The organism is Alcaligenes sp. GCM10023179 (assembly GCF_042653705.1).
Taxonomy (GTDB): Bacteria; Pseudomonadota; Gammaproteobacteria; order Burkholderiales; family Burkholderiaceae_B; genus Alcaligenes; species Alcaligenes phenolicus.
Window position 1 is genome coordinate 251,042 of sequence record NZ_JBHSIQ010000001.1, and the last position, 23,182, is coordinate 274,223.

Below are 23,182 nucleotides of genomic sequence, written 5' to 3' on the forward strand. Positions count from 1 at the left end.
GTGCGTGTCTCAAAATACAGGCAAGGGTGCTAAGGAGTTAGAAGCATCCCGTACGGATATTAATAAAAGTAATACTGCGTCTGGAGCAATTGCCATTATTGGTATGGCATTTCGCTTTCCGGGCGATTTGTCGCAGCCCGACCAATTCTGGAATGCTCTAATTGAAAAGCGCGACCTGGTTACGGAAATCCCCGCGGATCGATGGGCGACTACCGAGTTGCAGCACGATAAACGGTCCGAACCTGGTCGTAGTATCACTTTTTCGGCCGGCGTCCTGTCGCGTATCGACGAGTTCGATGCGGATTTCTTTGGCATTTCCCCTCGTGAAGCTGCCTGGCTGGATCCTCAACAGCGTTTGTTGCTGGAACTGTCCTGGGAAGCCATGGAAAACGCGGGCGTTTTGCCCTCCAGCATGGCCGGTAGCGACTGTGCGGTATATGTCGGTATTTCCGGTCTGGATTATGGCATGCGCGGCCTGGATGATCTGTCCAGCCTGACTGCTCATATGATGACTGGCAATACCATGAGTATTGCGGCCAATCGTCTGTCTTATATCTACGATTTGCACGGACCATCCATGGCGGTGGATACGGCCTGCTCGTCCTCCTTGGTGGCCTTGCATCAAGCTTGCTCAAGTTTGCGCAATGGCGAGGCGTCCACCGCTTTGGTCGGTGGCGTCAATTTGTTGCTGCACCCTTATCCCTTTGTGGGCTTTACCAAAGCGTCGATGCTGTCGGCAGATGGCCGCTGCAAGGCGTTCGATGAAGCCGGTAATGGCTATGTCCGTTCCGAGGGCGGTGCTGTCCTGATGCTCAAGCCCTTGGAGCAAGCCCTGGCCGATGGCGATCAAGTACAGGCTGTCATTTTGGCAACCGGCGTGAATGCCGATGGTGCCCGCAAGACCGGCATCACCATTCCTAGCTGCCAGGGACAAATTGAGTTGATGCGCTCCGTGCTGGAGCGCAGTGGTCTGGCTGCGGGTGATGTGGACTTTGTAGAGGCTCACGGCACCGGTACGGCAGTAGGTGACCCTATCGAAACCACCGCAATCAGTGCGGTGTATGGAAAATCGCGCGAACAGCGTTTGCCTATCGGCTCGGTCAAAGCAAACCTGGGGCATATGGAGTCGGCCTCTGGGATGGCCGGTCTGGTCAAGACCGTTCTGGCTTTGCAGCATCAAGCCCTGCCGCCTGCTTTGCATTTGAACACCCCCAATCCCGCGATTGATTTTGATGGCCTGAATCTGGAATTGTTGCCCCAGGGCCGGGAGCTGCAACGCACCGACGGCAAGCCTTTGGTGGCGGGCCTGAATTCTTTTGGCTTTGGCGGTGCCAACGCGCACGTCCTGCTGCAGGCTCCCGTAGCGATGGCGACTCAGTCGGCTGTTGTGCCGAACTCGGATTTGCCGCCTTTGGTCTTGTCGGCCAAGACAGAAGGCGCTCTGCGCGAGCAGGCTGGTAATTACGCGGATTTGCTGGATAACAAGACCGCGCAGGATTTTTACGATATCAGCTATGCAGTCGCTCATCGTCGTCAGGCTTTGTCGCGTGCTTTGATCATTCAGCCCGAAACGGTCGCAGAAGGCGTGGCACAACTGCGTGCTTACGCCCAGGGACAAAATCCGCAAGGTCTGCAAACCGTAGATGCCTTGAATAAAGAAGGTCAGCTGGCCTTTGTGTACGCCGGCAACGGAGCGCAGTGGTTGGGCATGGGTGTGACCTTGTTGCGCGAGTCCCCTCGTTTCGCGACTTTGCTGTCCGAGTTGGATGCGATGATGAAGCCCCTGGCGGGTTTCTCGCTGCTGGAGCAATTGCAGGCCGAACCTGCCGCTTCCCGCATGGACGACACGACAGTCGCCCAGCCTTTGCTGTTTGCGGTGCAAGTGATTGTGACGCGCATGCTGCGCGAAGAGGGTATTCAGCCTGATGCCGTGACCGGTCACAGTGTGGGCGAAATCGCTGCAGCCTGGGCCGCCGGTGCCTTGGATCTGGAACAAGCCATACGCGTTATTTGTGCCCGTAGTCAGGCTCAAGGTCTGACTCGTGGCCAAGGCCGGATGGCCGTTATCGGTCTGTCGCACGAAGCGGTGAACACCTTGCTGGAAGGCTTGGGTGCGGACTTGGGCGTGAATGTGGCGGGGGTAAACAGCCCTTCCAATATCACTCTGTCCGGCAGTCTGGAAGGCTTGCAGCGTATTCAGTCTGCTCTGGAAGGACAAAGCGTTTTCTTCCGCCTGCTGGATTTGGATTACGCCTTTCACAGTCCCTATATGGATGGCTTGCTGCCGCATCTGGAAAAGAGCCTGGGCGATTTGCAGCCCGGTCAGCAGTCTCCACAAGCCCGTTTTGTCTCGACCGTTACGGGTGAAGAACTGTCCCCGCAAGAGCTGGGCGTGGATTACTGGTGGCGCAATATTCGCGAACCCGTGCAGTTCGAGCAGGCTATTGCCTGTCTGGCGAACCAGGGCTGCCGCGTATTTCTGGAAATTGGCCCGCACGCCATTTTGCAGCGCTACATTCGTGAAACCCTGACTCAGTGTGAGGTTCAGGGTGTGGTGTTGTCCAGCTTGCGCAAGCATGACGATGGCCCGCAGCGGCTGACTGATACGGCCTTGCATACCCTGGCTTTATTGCCGACCCAATTGAAAGCCCGTTTCCCCGGGGCTGGCAATCCAGTGGAGCTGCCCGTTTACCCATGGCAGCGCGAGCGTCATTGGTACAAGAGCAGCACAGAAGGGATGCGCTCCATCGAGCGCCGGCGTGTGCATGATTTGCTGGGTTGGCGTTTGCCGGATAGCGATATCAGCTGGGAAAACGTGCTGGACCCGGTGATTTTGCCTTGGCTGGCGGATCACAAAGTGGGTGGTGCCATGGTGTACCCAGGTGCCGCTTATCTGGAAATGGCTTTGGCTGCAGCTCGTGAGTGGCTGGGCGAAGCACTGATCCTGGTGGACGAGCTGGATATTCTGGCTCCGCTGGTTTTTGATGGTGAACATGCCCGCAGCCTGCGTTTTGTGCTGAGCCCGCGTGATGGCAGCTTCCATATCAAGAGTCGCCAACGCTTGAGCCAGGACGAGTGGGTGGTACACGCCAGCGGTCGTATTCTGGCTTCGGATGAACGCATGCCCGTGGCGGAACTCTCGCCCCTGGCCTCGGCTGAACTGCATATTGATCGCGATCGACACTATCGCTTGGCGCATTCCCTGGGTCTGGATTACGGTCCGGCCTTCCAGGGTTTGAAAGCCTCGCAGGTTCAAGGTACTTACCTGAATGCCGAACTGGAGATGCCCGTCAGCCTGGAGCAAAACGGCTATCTGTTGCATCCGGCCTTGATGGACGTGTGCTACCAGTCCCTGGTGGATTTCTTCGCACAAGATATTGAAGCAGGCCAAGGCGTGGCCTTGCTGCCTGTGAAAGTAGGCCGTTTCACCCTGTCTACAGAAGGGCAGGTAACGCATTTCCGTGCACACCTGCGTCGTAGCAGTGCCCGTTCGGTACTGACGGATTTCGAGTTGTATGGAGCTGATGGCCGTTTGCTGGCCAGCGCCCAGGCCTGCCGTTTCCGCGCTGCGTATTTCTTGCGCCAGGATCGCCACGCGGTGTCGAACTGGCAAATTACCCCGTATCTGCGCCCTCATCCTCGCGATGAGCGAGTTGCCGTTACGCTCTCGCCTGAGCAACTGGCCCAAAGCGGCTGGGCAGCACTGGCTGACCAGCAGCAAGAGCGAGAAACCTGGTTCCAGCAGACTTTGCCTTTGCTGGATGCCTTGAGCCTGTCCTTTATTTATGAAGCCTTCCAGAACGTAAAGCCTTCCGAACTCAGCACCGAAGTATTGAATAGCCCGTATGGCCGCTGGCTAAGCGAGCTGTTGCGCGCTGAAGAGCTGCTGCAAGATGACGAAGGCTATCGTGTGGTGGAGCAGGCCGATATGCCTGCCGCCCAGGACTTGTGGCGCACAATTTTGCAGGATTCGCCTAGCAGCTTGCCGCAACTGACCCAGATTGGTTCGGTCGGACGCCAATTGCCGGCCTTGTTGCGTGGCGATATTTCAGGCGAAAAACTGCTGGCTTCCTTGCGCCGTTCCCCCGTGGTTGAAGTGCTGTATGACGATGACCCCATGTATCTGGGTGTGCGTCTGGCACTGGAAACCCAGTTGCGAGAACTGGCTGCGAACTTGCCTGCCTCCCAGCGACTGCGCGTGCTGGAAGTCGCCGTAGGCCCAAGCGATTTGCCCAAGACTCTGGCTGCTTGCCTGTCCGAAGACCAGTTTGAATACGTATTGGCTTTGCCAGATGCTGATTTGCAGGCTCGTCAGGCGACGCAGCACCATGCTTTGGGCAACGTGCAGGTGCTCGGTTTTGATCTGCAAGACTGGCAACTGGAGCAGGTCGATAAGCCCCAGTTTGATGTCGTGATTTTGCGCCACAGCCTGCACCGTACCGTGCATGTTCCGCCGGCCCTGATGCGTAGCAAACAATGGCTGGCGACGGGTGGAGTCTTGCTGGTGGCCGAGTGTCACCCTGACTGGCATGCAGACTTCTTGTCCGGTCTGGACCAAAGCTGGTGGCACCCCGCCGGTGAGTCGCAATCCTCCTCCTTGTTGTCGCCCGAAGGCTGGCACAAGGCGTTGGAGCAAGCAGGTTTTGAGCAGGTGCAAACTGCGCAAGAGCCTGCCGCACAGGAATTGAGTGAAGGTGCCTATTTGTTGCTGGCCAAGGCCGCGACAACGCAGGCGATTCCAAACCAGGAAGCCGTCGCTGCAGCGAAATGGGTCTTGTTGTTTGATGAGGCTTCTCAAGTTCAAGCTCATTCTTTGCAAGCTCGTTTGGAAGCAGCTGGCCAAACAGTTAACGCTCAAATCTGGCCGCTCAGTGCCGACATTTTGGCTGATGAGAGTCCTCTGAATGTAGTGCAGATGCTGGGTTGGGCCGATACTGCTGCTGCGGTCAGCCAGACCAGCGCGCAACTGCTGAGTCTGACGCAGGACTTGTCCGTCCGTACCGTTTCAAGTCGCTTGTTCCTGGTGACGCAAGGCGGTGCCTTGCCGGCGATGGCAGAGGAATTGGATTGGGCGGTGAATCCAGCCCAGTCGGCCTTGTGGGGCTTTGGTCGCGTCGTGATGAATGAGCTGCCCGCCTTGTCCTGCACCTTGATTGATCTGGCCGGTGATGTGAATGCCAGCGATATCGCTCAGCGTCTGGAACTGGAGTTGCTGTGGCCGGATGAAGCAACAGAAATTGTCTTGTCTCAAGACACACGCCATACCTTGGTACTGGAAGAGGCTACTGCGGCAGCGACTGCCCAGCTAAGCCAGGATGCCCGCTTCAAGCTGGACTTTCAGGTGCCCGGACAACTGCGCAATCTGGAATGGCAAGCTGTTCAAACGCCGAGCCTGGCTGCGGATCAGGTTGAAGTCCGTACCATGGCCGCGGGCCTGAACTTCCGTGACGTGATGTATTTGATGGGCTTGTTGCCGGACGAAGCTGTAGAAAACGGTTTTGCCGGTGCCAGCCTGGGCCTGGAGTTCTCGGGTGTGGTCACACGCGTTGGTGCTGATGTCACCAATTTGACGGTAGGCCAGCCGGTGATGGGTTTTGGTTCCTCCTGCTTTGCCAGCCATGTGGTGACACGTGCGGATGCTATCGCTCCCATGCCTGAAGGCTGGGATTTTGAAGCTGCCGCCACCGTTCCAACGGTGTTCTTCACGGTCTACTACGCCCTGACGCATCTGGCTCATATCCAGCCCGGTGAAAAAGTGTTGATACATGGTGCCGCAGGTGGTGTGGGGATTGCTGCAATCCAGCTGGCCCGTCATTTGGGCGCCGAGATTTATGCCACCGCCGGTACAGACGAGAAACGCGTATTCGCCTCCCTGCTGGGCGCTGACCATGTGTTCGACTCGCGTAGCCTGAGCTTTGCTCAGGACGTGATGGATGCCACTGGCGGTGAAGGCGTGGACGTGGTGCTGAACTCGCTGGCGGGTGAGGCCATGCGCCGCAGCCTGGACGTCTTGAGTCCCTTTGGTCGTTTCCTGGAGTTGGGCAAGCGTGACTTCTTCGAGAACACGCCGATTGGTCTACGTCCCTTCAAGAGCAATATCAGCTACTTCGGTATTGATGCCGACCAACTGCTGACGGGACGCCCAGCTTTGGCGGGACGTTTGTTCAAGGAAGTCATGGAGCTTTTCCATGATGGCGCGCTGTTCCCACTGCCTTACCGCAGCTTCGGTGCTGAGCATGTGGTTGATGCATTCCGCGCCATGCAGCAGGCTCGTCATATCGGCAAGCTGGTGGTGTCCCTGAAGGATGCCCAACCCCGTTTGCCTGCAAAACAAATCACTGCCCCTCTCGACTTGTCCGAACAGGGCACGTGGTTGGTTACGGGTGGCTTGTCTGGCTTCGGTTTGGCTTCCGCCCAATGGCTGGTCAAGCGTGGCGTGCGCTCTCTGGTCCTGGCTGGTCGCCGCGGTGCCGATACTCCTGGTGCACAAGAGCTGCTGAAGCAGTTCCAGGCACAAGGCTGTCGTGTGCAAATCGTGGCGTGTGACGTTACGGATTCCGCAGCAGTACAAGCTGTTGTCGCGCAGATTCAGACGGGTGATAGCCCACTGACTGGCGTGCTGCATGCTGCCGCCGTGTTTGATGATCGCCTGATCGCCAATATGGATCAGGACAGCTTGAACAAGGTGCTGCAAACCAAGTTGGTGGGTGCATGGAATCTGCACCTGGCTACTCAGGATTTGAAGCTGTCCCACTTCGTGCTGTATTCGTCTGTGACGACCTCTATTGGTAACCCCGGACAGGCGAACTATGTGGCCGCCAACGCGGGCCTGGAAGGTTTAACGCGCTTGCGCCAGAACCTGGGTCTGGCGGCGTCCTGCATTGCCTGGGGACCGATTGGCGACGCAGGTTACCTGACCCGCAATGAAACTGTGAAGGACAGCTTGGGCAAACGTCTGGGCAAGGCGCCGTTGCAGTCGGATCAGGCACTGGATCAACTGGATCGCGTCCTGGCCGTCAATGGCGAAGTGTCCATTGTGGCCAACTTCGACTGGAATGCCTTGGCACGCTTGCTGGCCTCGGCCCAAAGTGAACGCTTTGCCATCTTGAACCGTGCCCGCAAGGATCACGACTCAGGCAGCGATGGCCAGGATATTCACACCTTGATCGCGGGTAAAACGCCCGAGCAAATTCACGCTTTGGTGGCCGAGTGGGTGGCGCAGGAAGTTGCCAACATTCTGCGCACCGAAGTAGACCGTATTGAAACCCAGCGCTCCTTGCATGATCTGGGCATGGACTCCTTGATGGCTGTGGAACTGGCCCTGGGGTTGGAGCAACGCTTTGGCGTGCAGTTGCCCGCCATGGTGCTGAACGATTCTCCCACCGTCTGGAACGTCGCGGCCCGCATTGTGGACAAGCTGACGGCCGGTGGCAAGGACTCGGCAGAGCAGGACGCTGGGCACTTGGTGGCCGATGTCGTACGTCAGCACGGGGACGATATGTCCGAGGCTGACTTGCAAGGCTTGGCAAAAGATGTACAGCGATTGGCAGAAACAGGAACATCACTGATCAATGAGTAAGAACGATCTAGCGCCAGGCAGTAAAGCACAACTGATACAGCGCATTCTGGGACGTAAAACCGGACAAGCGGCCAGCAATGGCCGCATGGCCGAGCAGTCCGCCACTCATCAGGGGGCGGCCAGCCATATTCCGGAGTCCTTCACCCGCTTTGACCGCCATCCCGGTTACGAGAAAATGCTGGTGCCCAAGGCCATGGCTGATCGTATGGGCGTGCGTAACCCCTTTTTCCGCAGCCACGATGGTGTGGCCGCTGCGCACACCCGTATCGACGGGCGCGACTATCTGAACTTTGCCAATTACAACTATCTGGGTCTTTCTGCACACCCGGAAGTGAATGCGGCCGCCAAAGCCGCGATGGACCAGTACGGCACATCGGCCTCGGCCAGCCGTTTGGTAGCAGGCGAGCGCCGCGTCCAGCGTGAATTAGAAGAAGAGCTGGCGCAGAACTATGAGGTCGATGATTGCGTGGTTTTTGTCAGTGGACATGCCACCAACGTCAGCACCATTGGTTACTTGTTCGGTCCCAAGGATCTGGTGATTCACGATAGCCTGATCCACAACAGTATTTTGCAAGGCATCCAGTTATCGGGTGCCGCCCGCCGTTCATTCCCTCACAACGACAGCGCTGCCCTAGAGCGCATTCTGGCCGAGATTCGTGGCCAGTTTGAACGTGTGCTGATTGTGATCGAAGGCTTGTACAGCATGGATGGCGACATTCCGAACCTGCCTGCATTTATTGACATAAAGCGGCGGTATAAAGCGTTTTTGATGGTCGATGAAGCCCACGCCCTGGGCGTGCTGGGCAAGACAGGCCGCGGCTCGCACGAGCATTTTGGTGTGGCAGGCCGTGATGTCGATATCTGGATGGGCACCTTGAGTAAGACCCTGGCAAGTTGCGGCGGCTATATCGCTGGCGACCGCGCGCTGGTGGAGCTGCTCAAGTACGCTGCCTCCGGCTTTGTGTACAGCGTGGGGATTTCCCCCGTGCTGGCGGCTGCCTCACTCAAAGCCCTGCAGATCATGCGCCGGGAACCCGAGCGTGTGCATACCCTGCAAGAACGGGGCAGTCAGTTTCTGAATTCGATGCGCTCGATGGGAATCAATACCGGTTTTGCCGAAGGCTATGCCGTGATTCCCGCGATTACAGGCAGTTCTCTTAAAGCAGTCAAACTGTCCGGCCAGTTGTTTGATGCCGGTCTGAATGTGCAACCCATTATCCATCCTGCGGTGGAAGAAAAAGCAGCGCGTTTGCGCTTTTTCCTGTCCTCCACACATAGCCAGGATGACATAGACCTGGCGTGTGAAACCGTTCACACGCTCATGAAGAAATAAGCATGGCTCAATTACTACACACAGCAGTAAGCAAGATTGCAGCAATGGGACGGCCAGTACTGGCCAGCACCCTGGTCGTCGTACTGGCCGGATGTGCCACGATGCCCGACTGGATGCCTGCAGACGGCCCCAGCCGCCAGCAAGTACAGGAACGACGTGAAGGCCGTATCGAAGGCATCACCCTGGTCAACGTGACAGACGAGTTGACCAAGAAGTTGGCCGCTAAAAAGCGCATGGGTGACTTTGCCGCCCAGTTCCCCAGCACAGGTTCGAACAACTACCTGATTGGCCCCGGCGATGTGCTGGAAGTGTCGGTTTGGGAAGCGCCGCCGGCCATGCTGTTTGGCAGCATTTCCCTGGATCCCAAGGCAACGGCAGCAACCACCAATGCCGTCGCTTTCCCTCAGCAGATGGTCACGCCCGATGGCATGATCAGCATGCCTTTCGCTGGCCGTATTGCCGTCAAAGGCCGCAACACCCAACAGATTGAAGAAAGCATTGCCAAGCGTCTGCAAGGCAAGGCCAATAATCCACAGGTTCTGGTGCGCGTCATTCAGAACAACACCTCGAACGTGACGGTCGTGGGTGAGGTCAATCAAAGCGTCTTGATGCCCTTGACGCCTAAAGGTGAGCGCTTGCTGGATGCCCTGGCTGCAGGCGGTGGTGTAAAGCAAGCGGTCAACCGTATCGCCATTCAGCTCTCGCGTGAGATGAATACATCGACCATGGCGCTGGATACGATTATTCGTAATCCGAACCAGAACATCATGCTGAAACCGGGTGATGTGATCACAGCGCTGTACCAGAACCAGAGCTTCTCCATTTTGGGTGCCACCGGCAAGAACGAAGAAATTCCGTTTGAAGCTAAAGGCATTTCCTTGGTGCAGGCCTTGGCCCGCTCCGGTGGCCTGGATACGTCACGTGCTGATGCTCGTGGTGTTTTTGTCTTCCGCTTTGAAGATGCTGCGCTGGTGGAAGGCGCCTCTGAGTCGTCTCTGCTGGACAAGAAGGGCGTCGTGCCCGTGGTGTATGAAATCGACCTGCGTGATCCGGCTTCATTCTTTGTCACACAGAACTTCCCGGTGCAGGACAAGGACGTGATCTACGTTTCGAATTCGCCAGCGGCTGAGTTCCAGAAGTTCCTGCGTCTAGTGGTGTCGGTGGCTGTGCCTAGTACGACCTTGAACAATATGATGAAGTGATCGTGCGCATGTTTAAGAACTACTCCTTCAATAGAGGCCGAGATGAATAAGCAGGTGCGCAGCCCCATGGCCGTCACTTGGGCGGTCTGGCGGGCGTTAGTTTTGCGAGAGTCCCTAGATCGCTTGTTTGATATGCGGGCTGCCTGGTTCTGGTTGCTGATGGAGCCAGTGCTGCATATCAGTTTTATTACGTTCGTCTTCACAGTGATTCGTTTGCGTACAGTCGGTGGCATTGATGTCACTGTCTGGATTGTGGTGGGGATGCTGGCGTTTTTTATGTTTCGCCGCACTGCGATGCAGGTGATGCATGCAGTCGATAGCAATAAGCCTTTGTTTGCTTATAGGCAGGTGCAGCCGTTTGATACCTCTGTTGCTCGTGGCGTCCTGGAAGCGTTTTTGATGACTTTGGTGTCTGCAATTATCTTGACCGGCGCAGCATTGCTTGGGCATGACGTACGGCCTGATGATCCTCTGCAGGTTTTAGTGACGATGTTTGGGTTATGGCTCTTTGGCGTAGGCTATGGCTTGGTTGCCTCTGTGTTGATGGCCTTGGTTCGCGAAACTGAGCACATACTGAAAATCATGATGATGCCTTTGTATTTGATTTCAGGGGTCATCATGCCTATTTCAGCTGTTCCTCAACCTTATCGGGATCTGCTTTTGTTTAATCCTTTAGTGCATGGATTGGAGTTAGTGCGCAAAGGCTTTTCGAATTACTACCACATGGTGCCGGGCATCAGCATGGGATACCTGTATCTGTGGGGGATAGTAAGTCTGTTTTTAGGCTTGATTTTGTATAGACGCTTCACACAGCAGTTGGTGATGAAATGATCGTCGTCAATGATGTTTATAAGCGCTACAAGACCGCCCATGGCGTGGGCCGTTGGGTATTGGAAGGAGTAAACCTGACAATTCCACCCAAGGTGAATGTGGGTTTGATCGGCGCTAACGGTGCCGGTAAATCTACTTTGCTGCGCTTGATCGGCGGGGTGGACCATCCCAATAAGGGGACTGTGCAGCGGTTGTGCAGGGTTTCTTGGCCTATGGGGAATGGTGGGCTGGAGGGTACCTTGACGGGCCGTCAAAACGCGAAGTTTGTGTGCCGAGTACATGGGCATCAAGACGATTTGGCAGACCGGCTCGCTTTTATTAAAGATTTTTCTGAATTGGGCCGAGCGTTTGAGGAGCCGGTCTATACCTATTCCTCTGGAATGCGCTCCCGCCTCCAGTTTGCCTTGTCGTTTGCTTTTAATTTCGATGTGTATATTTCGGACGAGGTGACGGCGGCAGGTGATGCAGCATTCCGTAAGAAAGCAGCCGATGCTTTCAAAACCATGACAAATCGTGCAGGCCTGATCATGGTGGCCCACGACAATAAAACCTTAAAACAATTTTGCCAGGCTGGTGTCTGGCTGCATCAAGGGCGAGCGCACTGGTTTGACCAGATTGACGATGCGCTCAATGCCTACAAGGATTCACTTCCAAAATGACAGATACACCACAAGTCACTCCGCAGGCTGCTAGTGCCGCTCCCGATAAGGCTGTTTCAAAGAAACCTTCTTTTGGGGCCCGCCTCCGCTCATGGTTTTCATTGCGCTTATTTGATCATGCCGTACGTGTGATTCTGATCTTGGCTGTTTTGGCTTCGGCGTATTGGTTAGTTTTTGCCTCGAACCGCTATGTATCCGAGGCCAATGTGATTATTCGAAAGACAGACTCGGTAGGGGCACCGTCTTTTGACCTAGGGATGTTGGTATCGGGTGTCGCTACTGTTGATCGCGCGAATCAGCTGTTGTTACGTGATTACTTGTTGTCCGTGGACATGCTCAAGAAGCTTGATGAGTCTTTGGACTTACGTACGCATTACAGCTCCTCGGACCATGATTTTGTGTCGCGGATGTGGTTTCAGGACGCCTCGCTAGAGTGGTTTCATCGTCATTATCTGCGTCGTGTAGAGGTGGAGTTTGATGACTTTTCTGGTGTGTTACGTATCAAGGTCCAAGCTTACAACCCCGAAATGGCACAGGCTATTACCCAGCAGTTGGTCCAGGAAGGCGAGCGTTACATGAACGTGCTTGGCCATGAAATGGCCCAGGTGCAAGTGAATTTCTTGGTTACTCAAGTTGATCAAGCTCAGGACCGCTTTCAGAAAGCCAGTCAGGACCTGTTGAACTATCAAAACAAGGCCGGTTTGCTGTCGCCCCAAGCTACAGCAGAAAGCATTAATGCCATTGTGGCTGCTTTAGAAGGGCAGCGCGCTCAATTGCAGACGCAACTCGCCTCGTTGCCCAAAACTTTGGATCGAGACCATCCCAATATTTTAATGCTTAAGCAATCTTTGAGAGCCGTGGATGCGCAAATTAAAGAGGAAAAGCTGAAGTTGGCGACGCCATCGGGTGGGACATTGAATAAATATGTAGAAGAGTTTTATCGCCTTGAAATGAACGTGCAGTTCACCCAAGAGCTTTACAAGTCCTCTTTGAGTGCTCTGGAGAAAGGGCGTATTGATGCAACTCGCATGTTGGAGAAAGTGTCAGTGTTGCAATCGGCGACTTTGCCTGAGTATCCAATGGAGCCGCGTCGTCTCTATAACACCTTGGTGACCTTGCTGTTGGCGTTGATCCTGGCTGGGATATTGAAGCTGCTCAAGAGTATTGTGCTTGACCATGTCGACTAAAAAGAAAGATAGGAAATTCATTTAATGTCTATGTCACCTGTTGTGTCGCCTGAGTTAGGTCAGGAGTGCTCTGAGTCCAAGCAGATGCAGCATATCGAGAAGGAAAACTGCTTGTTGTTAGACCAGTTGCAGGTCGTGCAGGAAGAGTTGTGTCGTTTGTACGAGAGCCCCCAAGGTGTTGGGAGAGGTTTGACGCAGACAGTCATTAATGTGGCGCCTGTAGATTTGCGACTTGTAGAGTCTCAGGCGGAAGCCGCCCGGTTGGAGTGCATGCTCAAGGTGCAAACCCAACTACATGATTTAAAGACTCAACACGCCCTAGCCGCTCAGCTAGGCGATATTTTGATTGAGGGTGTGCAGTCCACTGGCTCGTTAATTTCGGTACCTGGGCGTTTACGCCAAGCTTGGCGTCAAAGTCGTCGTACGCAGCCCCCTGCTGTGTTGGGTGGAAAGTCTTTCGACAAAGTTATTCAGGCTTATCAGCAAGGTGGGGACCAACAGGTCGAGGCCTTGCTGAATCAGGTTTCTGTTTCAAAAAATGTGCAAGCCAGTGCTTGGACGGCTGTCGCCCGCACTTACATGACGACCGAGCCTACCCTGGTCGCAACGATGGCGCGCCGTGCGTTTGCTCTGGAGCCACGAGGGTTTCGTCAAAAGTGGCTGGCATTCCGATTACATGAGTCGGGGGATTTGCTGGAGGCAGAAGCACTCTTGGCGCTCTTGCCGGAAGATGTGACTTTTACTGATTCTGAGGCGCGTCAACGTGATCGTTTGTTGAAGCAAGCAAAAGAAGTGCGTTTGGCTCAAGCCCGTTCTTTGTCTGGGGTTGATGCAGAGTATGAGGATGTGCGGCGCCAATGGGATGAACTGGCCCAGTCGCGCAATACCTTGGCCGGTGTAGTTGAGCAACAAGGTATACAGCTGTCGAATGCGCGAGATGAGGTGCAGCATTTAAGGCAAGAGAAACAAGAGCAACTTGTAATAGCTGAAGAGTTGCGCACACAGATCCAGCAGTTAGAAGAGGCGTACCAGGAAAGGCTCCAAGAGCGAAAGCTTGAAGGGGATCAACAGCGACAACTTGTGCTTCAAGAGCAAGACAATACGCAAGCTGCGCTTAAGCAAGTGGCGGACTTGACGCGCGAACTTGAGCAAGAGGGACTGTTGAGATCACAGTTGCAGCGTGAGAGCATGGGTTTGCAAGCTGATCTGAAGCGGCTTAAACAAACGCTTCTAGAGAAAGAAGCTCAAGCGGGGCAATGGTTTGAGCAATGTGTCACTGTGCAGGGCGGCTTAGCGGAGATGGCGCAGCAATATGAGGGCCTGAAGGCGCAGTTGCAGACGCATCATCAGGACAAAGAGGCAGCTCTGTCACAACTTCAAACTTTGATGATCGCTCACGATGAATTGCTTGTCATAGCAGATCAACGCCTGGAGGAAGTTGGGTCCGTATTAGTTCAGCTGGAAGAATCAGTTGCTGAGTCTGAGGAGCTTCGAGGGCAATTGCGGGAGGCGCAGGCAGAGAAGAACTCTTTAGCGTCACAAGTGCAAGAGTTGATAGGTGCTCGTGATGAGCTGGCTGGACTTGCTGCCCAGCGTTTGGATGAAGTGCACTCTTTGCAATCTCAAGCTCAGGCAATAGCCCAGCAACTGGATGAGGCAAGACAGCAGATCCATGTGGAACAAACAGACTATAAGTCTTTGCGGGCTCAGCTGAATCAAGCTGTTCAAGTGCGTGATGAACACATTGCTTTAGCCGCACAGCGTCAGGGAGAGCTGCTGCAGCAAGCTAAAGAGCAACTGAGCTTGGAAAAGAGTAAAGCGGCGCTGGAAGCCCGTCAGCTGGAGTTACAGCAAACCTTGGCGGCGCAGACTGCACGTGAAACAGATCTGCTAGAGCGGCTGAGCGCCCAAGTGCAGACCTTGGTAAAGCGAGAGACGGTTGTCCCGGCTGCTTATGAGGAATTGTTTAAAAAACAATCTGACGATTTGGTACGAACTCGTCGCCATCTTGAAACAGCAATTAAGAATAATAGTGCCAATGCTGTACGTCAGCTCCAGTCTTTTGTTGGGATGCAAGAGTATTTTGCAACTGGAGTGTTACCCGCATTCAACAGTGAGGCGCACAGCTGGCCAATCTCCGCTGACTTTGCTTTATGCCTGATGCGGCAACTGGTGCTTAATACCTATGACCTTGTGATTGAATTTGGGTCGGGGATGTCTACCGTCATCGTGGCTAAGTCTTTGACTTTGATGGCCGAACGTAATGGGACTCGTCAGGCTCAGTTTGTTTCCTTCGATCATCTGGATTCGTACTATCAGCAAACCCTGGCTTATGTCCAGCAAGCAGGGCTGGAGAAGGCTGTTCAGTTGATATTGGCACCTATTGAGGATTGGCAGGCAGCGGATGGCCAAGTCTATCCGTATTACAGCTGCCAAAGCACCTTGGCCAAACTTGCCAAGCAAAGACAAGCTACTCGAAAACGCATTCTGGTGATTGTAGATGGTCCTCCGGCTGCTACGGGCCCTCAAGCTCGATATCCCGCAGGTCCTTTGTTAATGGAGCATTTCCCCAATGCCCATATTGACTTCCTGATGGATGACTATATCCGCGAAGATGAAAAACAAGTGGTGCAACACTGGTTGGCAGATATAGAAGCCTTGGGCGTCGCAGGAACATCTACTGAATACAAGCTGGAAAAAGACGCTTGTTTACTAACTGTTTATCCTAAAGATACAAAGTAATTTTATGAAGATTTTGACTGTATTTGGCACACGACCGGAAGCTATCAAAATGGCTCCGGTTGTTAAGGCCTTGGCTGCCGACTCTGCATTTGAAGCGCGCGTTTGCGTCACTGGTCAGCACCGTCAGATGCTGGATCAGGTTCTGGATATTTTTTCCATCAAACCTGATTTTGACTTGAACCTGATGAAGCCAGGTCAGGACTTGTATGACATCACCAGTAACGTGCTGTTGGGCATGCGTGATGTCTACAATCAATGGCAACCAGACATGATCCTGGTGCATGGTGATACGACTACCACCATGGCCGCAGCTTTGTCGGCCTATTACGCCAAGATCAAGGTTGGCCACGTCGAGGCTGGATTGCGCACTCACAATAAGTACTCGCCATGGCCAGAGGAAATGAATCGTCGCCAAGCAGGCGTGCTGGCTGATGTGCACTTTGCCCCAACCGAGCAATCACAATCGCATTTGTTGCGTGAGGGTGTGGATCCCAAGACGGTACACATTACGGGCAATACCGTCATCGATGCGCTGCTGGATGTGGCAGCACGCGTACGTCAGGACTCGGAACTGCGCAGCCGTTTTGAGGCTCAGTTCTCTTTTATCAATCCAGCCAAACGCTTGGTTTTAGTGACGGGGCATCGTCGCGAAAACTTTGGCTCTGGCTTTGAAAACATCTGCCTGGCCTTGAAAACATCTGCCTGGCCTTGCGCCAGATTGCCTCCCGTGGCGATGTGCAGGTGGTGTATCCAGTGCACTTGAATCCAAATGTTCAGGAACCAGTACGTCGTATCTTATCCGACGTTTCCGATGTTCATTTGATCGAACCACTGGATTATTTGCCCTTTGTTTACCTAATGGATCGTTGTGACCTTTTGGTCACCGACTCCGGGGGCATTCAGGAAGAAGCGCCTTCTTTGGGCAAACCGGTATTGGTGATGCGTGACACGACCGAGCGCCCTGAAGCCGTGGATGCAGGAACTGTGCGTTTGGTGGGAACAGAAACACAAGCCATTGTCAGCGCTGCCACGCAGTTGCTGGATGACGCTGCGGAATATGAGCGTATGGCTCGGGCGCACAACCCCTATGGGGACGGTAAAGCCGCTACCCGCATTAGTGAAATTTTAAAAACCTTGATCTCTTGATTCGGAAGACCAGCATGTTTGAAACTCTCTCCATGATCGGCCTGGGCTATATCGGCCTGCCTACTGCAACATTATTTGCCTCCCGCCGCAAAAAGGTCATTGGCGTTGATGTGAATGCCTACGCGGTTGACACGATCAATCAAGGCCGTATTCATATTGTTGAACCTGAACTGGATATGCTGGTGCAGGCCGCCGTGCACGGTGGTTACTTGCGCGCTACGCTGACCCCGGAACCTGCGGACGCGTTTCTGATCGCCGTCCCGACCCCCTTCCTGGAAGGCAACAAGCCTGACTTGAGCTATATCGCCGACGCAGCCAAAGCCATTGCGCCAGTGCTGGCCAAAGGCAATCTGGTTATTCTGGAGTCGACGTCTCCTGTTGGTACGACCGAGCAATTGGCGCAGTGGCTGGCTGAAGCTCGTCCTGATCTGAGCTTTCCTCAGCAAGCAGGCGAGGAGGCTGATATTCAGGTGGCCTACTGCCCAGAGCGTGTTTTGCCCGGTCGCGTAGTGCATGAGCTGGTTAGCAATGACCGTGTTATTGGTGGCATGACTCAAAAAGCTACCGAGATGGCAATTGAGCTGTACCGAATTTTTGTGGAAGGTGCTTTGGTGCCAACCAATGCCCGCACCGCTGAAATGTGCAAACTGACAGAGAACAGCTTCCGTGACGTCAACATCGCGTTTGCCAACGAGCTGTCCCTGATTTGCGATCGCTTGAATATTAATGTGTGGGAACTGATCAGCCTGGCTAACCGTCACCCACGCGTTAATATTTTGCAGCCTGGTGCCGGGGTGGGTGGTCACTGCATCGCCGTGGATCCTTGGTTCATCGTGGACAAAACTCCTGAAGAGGCTCGCATTGTTCGCTTGGCTCGCGAGATTAACGACTACAAACCCGATTGGGTCGTAGAGAAAGTAAAAGCCGCTATTGCTGGCGTATTGTCGCTGCGTCCTGATGCGCGTATGGCTGACATCAAAGTGGCATGCCTGGGCCTGGCTTTCAAACCCGATATCGATGACTTGCGTGAAAGCCCTGCAGTGGGTGTTTCCAAGAAAATTGCCGGCTTGGGTTGCAAGGTACAAGCCGTAGAACCCAATATCAGCGAATTGCCAGCCAAGCTACAAGGTACGGGTATTGAGTTGTCTGCTTTGGGTAGCGCCATGGCTGATGCCGATGTTGTCTGCGTTCTTGTTAAACATCGTCCATTCATCGAGCAAGTTGCTGAGATTCGCAAGCATGCTCAGTGCATCGATGTTGTAGGTTTGTTTGCGGAATAAGCGCTAGGAAAGCAGAAAAGGCTGATATGTTGCAATCAAAAGTAAGTAGTGCTGCGCGGGCATTTCGCGATGAGAATTACGCACAGGCGATGACCCTTTATAAAGAGCTGGGGGAGCAGTTGGGACACCAGTTCTTTGCTGCAAATTTGGCTCTATGTCAGTCACGTTTAGGTGCTTCGCTAGGCCAAGGAGAATTGGCCAGCCTGCCAGCTAAGCAGCTGCGTGTGGCAGGGGTGATGGATGAGTTTACTTTTCACTCTTACGACCCGGAGTGTGAGCTGTTGCAGTTGCATCCCGAGCACTGCATTGAGCAGCTAGAAAGGTTTAAGCCACATATACTTTTTATTGAGTCAGCCTGGCAGGGATTCGAGCAGCTCTGGAAACTGAAGATTAGTACAAATGGCCCGGAAATTAACGCTTGCATTGATTGGTGCAAGCGTAATGGCGTGCCTACTTTGTTTTGGAATAAAGAGGACCCGGTGCACTTTGGCACTTTTATCCCTTTGGCCAAGCAAGTGGATTATGTGTTTACGACAGATATTGATTGTGTACCCAAGTACAAGGCTCACGTAGGCCATGAACAGGTCTATTTTTTACCTTTTGCGGCACAGCCCAAAACGCATAATCCAATCGAAATCTTTGATCGTAAAGACGCCTTTAATTTCGCGGGCTCTTACTATCTTCGGTATCCAGAGCGCCAGCGAGACTTTGCTGCGTTGATTAACGCAGTAAAGGATTTGCGCCCAGTTGAGATCTACGATCGCAATGCGGATAACCCCCATCCACATTACACTTTCCCTGATGAGTACAAGCCCATGATCTTGGGCAAGTTGCCGTTCGCTGAAATTGATAAAGCCTATAAAGGCTATCGCTACGGCATCAATATGAACACGATCAAGCAATCACAGACGATGTTTGCACGAAGAGTGTTTGAGTTGCTTGCGTCGAATACGGTTGTAGTATCGAATTTTTCCAGAGGCGTTCGTTTGCTGTTTGGCGATCTGGTGGCCTCATCAGATCAGCCTGAAACATTGACGCACTGGCTGAAGGATGTTGTTCAAGACGACGTTATTTACCGTAAAACTCGTTTGCTGGGTCTGCGTAAGGTAATGGGGGAGCATACCTATTCGCATCGCTTGGCTTATATACGCGCCAAGCTGACGAATACTGTTTACGCCCCTCCGTTGCCACCTGTTGTGTTGATCGCGACCGCATCGACACAAGCAGATGTGCTGAGTCTGGTGGAGGCTTTCCGACGCCAAGCGTATCCATACAAGCAACTGCATATTGTGTGCAGTTTGCCAAAGCCAGAGACTAGTTCTGCTGACTTCACCCAGCATGAGACTGCAGATACTTTGCTTAATCATCTGCGTACGGTGGATCCGGGAGCGTTGGTAGGCGAGTGGAGTAAGGATGACTACTATGGCGAGCATTATCTGACTGATTTGGCTTTGGCCAGTACCTACAGCAGTGCCTCCGCGTTTGGTAAGTCCACTCATTACAAGGCCAAAGATGGAGGGCTTGTATTGGAGTCTCCCAACGGACAATATCGTTACGTGGATTCAGTAAGCGCCCGTAGCGGTGTCGCTAGGTTGCCGGCATTGCCACAAGGGTGGCTGGCCGAGATGTTGGATCAACCTGGGCAGTTTAGGTTCGATTTGAAACAGGCATTGGCGATTGACGAGTTCAATTACATTGCGAATGGTGCTGCTTTGTCGGTTGAGCTGCACAGGCAAGTGGATGATCTGCCTTTAGCTGATCTGGGCGTGTCATTTTCTGAGCATCTGGCGAAGACATCGGCACGGTTACCTGCTGCTTCCTACTTAGCTGGAGGAGATAGCAGTAACTTACCTCAAATCAGTGCGACAGAATTACGCACTATGCTGGCGGCTCGCGAGGGGGTGAGTCTCGGTGTACACGAGAATCGCTTGCGGATAGTTTCGACGTTGAGGCCTGGACAGTTTGTGTATTTATATGCCAAGAGGGTCAAAACACGTGAGGAAATGAATTTGCTGCTTAATAGCCAGTTTGAGCTTTGCTGCGAGGGCAATTTGGCTGTTAAGACCGTATTTGAGTTTCAGGATAAAGACGGTAAGAAAATCTCCCATCAGATGAATCATGCAGGTGACAAACATGCGCTTGCTATTCCTGCCCATTGCACTCAGATTCGTTTTGGCTTGCGCATTGAAGGAAGGGGCGATGCGTTGATTGAGCGGCTGGTTTTGGGGAGCAATGCGGAACGGCCTGCCGCTATTATTTGTCGATCTCCGTATCTTGTCTTGACCAAGCAATATCCGGCCTATGATGACTTGTATAGATATGGATTCCTGCACAGTCGGATTCGTGCTTACAAGCGTGAAGGGCGGATCGTCGATATTTTCCGAATCAGTAAGGATCCCGCGGGCTATCGTGAATTTGAAGGGATCGATGTGGCAAATGGCGATGCCGACTTGCTTGATGCCACACTGGCTACCGGTCAGATCCGCCATGTGCTGGTGCACATCCTTGATAGCAATATGTGGCGCGTTCTGCAGAAGTATCTGGACACTGTCCGAGTTACTGTTTGGGCGCATGGGTCTGAGATCCAGGCTTGGGAACGTCGTCAGTTTGAGTTCGAGGGACTTGCAGAATCGGAAATTACCCGCCGGAAAAAACTGGGGGAGCAACGCAATGCATTCTGGCGCGATATCTTTAAGGCTCCGCACCCTAATTTACATATTGTTTTTGTGTCCCAGTACTTTGCAGAAGAAGTGTTCTCCGACCTTGGGGTTAATCTCCCTAAAGACAAGTACAGCATTATCCACAACGCTATTGATACTTCGCTGTTTTCCTATCATGGGAAAGATGTTGAGCAGCGCAAGTATGTGTTGTCTATCCGACCATATACAGCGCGTGCCTATGCGAATGATCTTAGCGTGAAAGCTGTGCAGTATTTGAGCAAAAAACCTTTTTTCAAAGATTTACGGTTTCACTTTATTGGCGATGGAGAGCTATTTGAAGAAACAGTAGCTCCTTTGTATGAGTTTCCTAATGTCCATGTAGAGAGAGGTTTTTTGACTCAGTCTGAGATCGCGACATTACATAAAAAATATGGGGTATTTCTGGTGCCAACACGCTGTGATTCACAAGGAGTGTCTCGGGATGAGGCGATGGCTTCAGGGTTGGTGCCAGTTACCAACGCGGTTTCGGCGGTGCCCGAGTTTGTTGATCTAGAATGTGGTGTTCTAGTGCCTAGTGAGGATGCGGTAGGCTTGGCAGCAGCAATTGAAGATTTGTATCATGCGCCAGAACAGTTCTCTCGTTTGTCTTGGAATGCACAGAAACGAGTGCGCTCTCAAAGCGAATCTAAAAATATGATTAATCAAGAAATTGATTTGATGGAAAATTAGATGGACCATAGTTTTATGGAGCTAGATGGTTTTTTGATATCAAAGCCAGTGCAGGATTTATTCTCTTTTCACGATTTTTTTAGTCTTTCTTCTCGAAAAGAAAACTTGCTATTTGCGGATGGGTTGGTAAATGGAAAAGAAATCCGTATAGATCGCTTGTCTGGTTTTGCGATTGATTCTGATGAGGATGGTTTCGAAAATTTAATCGGGGATCAATCCGAAGGAGCATGGGTTAAGTTAATTTTTAATAAAGAAAAGCAAGAAATAAAGATCAATACAGATTTTTTGGGTTTTTATCGGCTTTTCTACACTTTGCCTGCAAATAATAGTGCGGGCGTATTCGCAATAAGTAATAGATTTGATTATTTGGTTTATTTTTTAAGGAGGAATAAGGCTAATTTGAATCTGGACTCAGATTTCCTTCTTCCAACATTAGGGTCTTGCGACTTGTTTTTTAATCATCCCTATTCGGATGATACTAGCTGTGGTTCTATAAAAACATTGGGTGTTGGTGAGTCAATTATAGTAAGTAGGAGTGATGTTTTTATAAAAAAAAATCAAGCGTCAATGCTTTTTGTTGATAGAAAATCAAGTTATAAAGATCTCCTAGGAATAGGTATAGAAAGAGCTGTTTCAAAAATAAAAAATATATCAACTAATATTGATGCAAGTAAAAAATTAATTTCTATGTCTGGCGGAAAAGATTCAAGAACTTGTCTTGCTATTTATTTAGCGGCAATGGGTCATAAGGATCTTTCTTTGACTTCAAAAGATCCTGATTTAATAGAGAATAAACAGTCTAGGAAAACAGTAGAAACTGATTTTAATATAGCTAGTTTTATCGGAAATTTTTATAAAATTACGCCAGCTGGTTCAGATTTTAGGGAACGAGTTTATTGTAGCTTTGATGACTCCTTAAATCATTGGATGTCTCATAATTCAAATAACTATTTTGCTTATTTTTACCCCTCCTCAAGTTATATAAAGGGAGGGGGTGCTAACTGTTATCTCGATGTTATGGGTGGGGGAGGAGAGGTTTTAAGAAAATCAGAGCTTTATGATCGTCTGCTTCGGGTTGCAGATGGGAAGGTTAATTTTGAGAATATTGCTCAATCTGTTGAAACTGATTTATCAAAGATCTTTAGATTATTAGTGAAAGGATTGCCTAGGGATGCTAGATTCGTGTCGGCAATGGATTATTTTGTGCATGACATGAAGAAGATTCCTGGGGATAATGTTGAAGAGATACTTAATAATAGGTATCTGTTGCGTAGGAATAGTAGGCATTTTGGTATTCAGAGAAGGGCGGCAAAAAACGGAAGATTTATTTGCCTACCGTTAGTTCAGCCTGAGTTTTATTGGGCTGCAAATAAAATAGATTTAAATTTGAAAAAGAGCGGGAAGCTCATATTTGATATTATCAATGAATGTCGGCCTGATTTAAATATGTTTGATTATCAGTCGGGCTGGTGGGAGCGGGAAGTTACAGAATCTAGTCCAGAGATTGGGCTACGTATGATGGCCGAATCTGTTGGTGGAGCAGTGTACGGGAACAAGTTGAGGGAACGGCGTAGTATTACTCAGGATATAAATGCTCCTGTTGAAAGTAGAGTAGTAGCTGACTACGTGTTGAGAAGAATCAAATCAAATATAGAATTGTTGAGAGACGCGGGCTTGGTAGGGGATATATTAGAAAATTATTTATATAAAAAAATTGTTGCTAACAAGTCATTAGCTGGATTGGTTTTGGTTAAGACGGAAAGTGCTGTTCAGGTTGTAAGAAATTCAAGTTTTTCTATAAAAGAAAAAATAATTTAAATAAATAGGGCGGTGG

Annotated in this window: 12 protein-coding genes; all 12 read left to right on the top strand. The window is 51.9% G+C overall.

Annotated elements, in window-relative coordinates:
* Positions 1-4: 4 nt before the first annotated feature.
* Genes ACFPDR_RS01205 through ACFPDR_RS01255 form a run of 12 tightly spaced genes read left to right on the top strand, consistent with a single transcriptional unit; the run spans position 5 to position 23,166 of the window.
* Positions 5-7,579, top strand: coding sequence for an SDR family NAD(P)-dependent oxidoreductase (locus tag ACFPDR_RS01205; RefSeq protein ID WP_376910242.1), 7,575 nt, complete (start codon positions 5-7; stop codon positions 7,577-7,579).
* Positions 7,572-8,912 carry an aminotransferase class I/II-fold pyridoxal phosphate-dependent enzyme gene (locus tag ACFPDR_RS01210; RefSeq protein ID WP_203145376.1) on the top strand — a complete coding sequence of 447 codons (1,341 nt, stop codon included), beginning with the start codon at positions 7,572-7,574 and terminating at the stop codon, positions 8,910-8,912. The genes ACFPDR_RS01205 and ACFPDR_RS01210 overlap by 8 nt, the downstream gene beginning before the upstream one ends.
* Before the next feature lie 2 nt (positions 8,913-8,914).
* A complete protein-coding gene (locus ACFPDR_RS01215) occupies positions 8,915-10,114 on the top strand; it encodes a polysaccharide biosynthesis/export family protein (RefSeq protein WP_376910244.1) in 1,200 nt (399 codons plus the stop codon).
* Between the two features lie 42 nt (positions 10,115-10,156).
* The gene (locus ACFPDR_RS01220) at positions 10,157-10,945 is read left to right on the top strand and encodes an ABC transporter permease (protein ID WP_376910246.1); all 789 of its coding nucleotides are present in this window, start codon (positions 10,157-10,159) and stop codon (positions 10,943-10,945) included.
* Positions 10,942-11,604 carry an ABC transporter ATP-binding protein gene (locus ACFPDR_RS01225; RefSeq protein ID WP_137430562.1) on the top strand — a complete coding sequence of 221 codons (663 nt, stop codon included), beginning with the start codon at positions 10,942-10,944 and terminating at the stop codon, positions 11,602-11,604. Before ACFPDR_RS01220 ends, ACFPDR_RS01225 begins: the two co-directional genes overlap by 4 nt.
* Positions 11,601-12,791, top strand: coding sequence for a chain-length determining protein (locus ACFPDR_RS01230; protein WP_376910249.1), 1,191 nt, complete (start codon positions 11,601-11,603; stop codon positions 12,789-12,791). The genes ACFPDR_RS01225 and ACFPDR_RS01230 overlap by 4 nt, the downstream gene beginning before the upstream one ends.
* A 24-nt stretch (positions 12,792-12,815) precedes the next feature.
* Positions 12,816-15,533 (top strand): hypothetical protein, encoded by a 2,718-nt coding sequence (locus tag ACFPDR_RS01235; protein WP_376910251.1) that lies wholly within the window; start codon positions 12,816-12,818, stop codon positions 15,531-15,533.
* 49 nt (positions 15,534-15,582) lie between these two features.
* Entirely contained in the window at positions 15,583-16,296 is a 714-nt protein-coding gene (wecB, locus tag ACFPDR_RS18975) for a non-hydrolyzing UDP-N-acetylglucosamine 2-epimerase (RefSeq protein ID WP_417281533.1), read from the top strand.
* Positions 16,278-16,679: a UDP-N-acetylglucosamine 2-epimerase gene (locus ACFPDR_RS18980; protein ID WP_417281534.1), complete on the top strand. Its 402-nt coding sequence runs from the start codon at positions 16,278-16,280 to the stop codon at positions 16,677-16,679. Before wecB ends, ACFPDR_RS18980 begins: the two co-directional genes overlap by 19 nt.
* A gap of 14 nt (positions 16,680-16,693) precedes the next feature.
* Entirely contained in the window at positions 16,694-17,959 is a 1,266-nt protein-coding gene (gene wecC, locus ACFPDR_RS01245; protein ID WP_376910253.1) for a UDP-N-acetyl-D-mannosamine dehydrogenase, read from the top strand.
* A 26-nt stretch (positions 17,960-17,985) separates the two neighbouring features.
* Positions 17,986-21,348, top strand: a complete 3,363-nt coding sequence (locus ACFPDR_RS01250) for a glycosyltransferase family protein (protein ID WP_376910254.1) — start codon at positions 17,986-17,988, stop codon at positions 21,346-21,348.
* Positions 21,349-23,166, top strand: a complete 1,818-nt coding sequence (locus ACFPDR_RS01255; RefSeq protein WP_376910256.1) for a hypothetical protein — start codon at positions 21,349-21,351, stop codon at positions 23,164-23,166.
* The last annotated feature ends 16 nt before the right edge of the window (positions 23,167-23,182 follow it).

What these genes read in the sequence shown, in the direction of transcription:
- ACFPDR_RS01210 (WP_203145376.1), top strand. Translation starts at nt 7,572, where the DNA reads ATGAGTAAGAACGATCTAGCGCCAGGCAGTAAAGCACAACTGATACAG.
- ACFPDR_RS01215 (WP_376910244.1), top strand. Translation starts at nt 8,915, where the DNA reads ATGGCTCAATTACTACACACAGCAGTAAGCAAGATTGCAGCAATGGGA.
- ACFPDR_RS01220 (WP_376910246.1), top strand. Translation starts at nt 10,157, where the DNA reads ATGAATAAGCAGGTGCGCAGCCCCATGGCCGTCACTTGGGCGGTCTGG.
- ACFPDR_RS01225 (WP_137430562.1), top strand. Translation starts at nt 10,942, where the DNA reads ATGATCGTCGTCAATGATGTTTATAAGCGCTACAAGACCGCCCATGGC.
- ACFPDR_RS01230 (WP_376910249.1), top strand. Translation starts at nt 11,601, where the DNA reads ATGACAGATACACCACAAGTCACTCCGCAGGCTGCTAGTGCCGCTCCC.
- ACFPDR_RS01235 (WP_376910251.1), top strand. Translation starts at nt 12,816, where the DNA reads ATGTCTATGTCACCTGTTGTGTCGCCTGAGTTAGGTCAGGAGTGCTCT.
- wecB (WP_417281533.1), top strand. Translation starts at nt 15,583, where the DNA reads ATGGCTCCGGTTGTTAAGGCCTTGGCTGCCGACTCTGCATTTGAAGCG.
- wecC (WP_376910253.1), top strand. Translation starts at nt 16,694, where the DNA reads ATGTTTGAAACTCTCTCCATGATCGGCCTGGGCTATATCGGCCTGCCT.
- ACFPDR_RS01250 (WP_376910254.1), top strand. Translation starts at nt 17,986, where the DNA reads ATGTTGCAATCAAAAGTAAGTAGTGCTGCGCGGGCATTTCGCGATGAG.
- ACFPDR_RS01255 (WP_376910256.1), top strand. Translation starts at nt 21,349, where the DNA reads ATGGACCATAGTTTTATGGAGCTAGATGGTTTTTTGATATCAAAGCCA.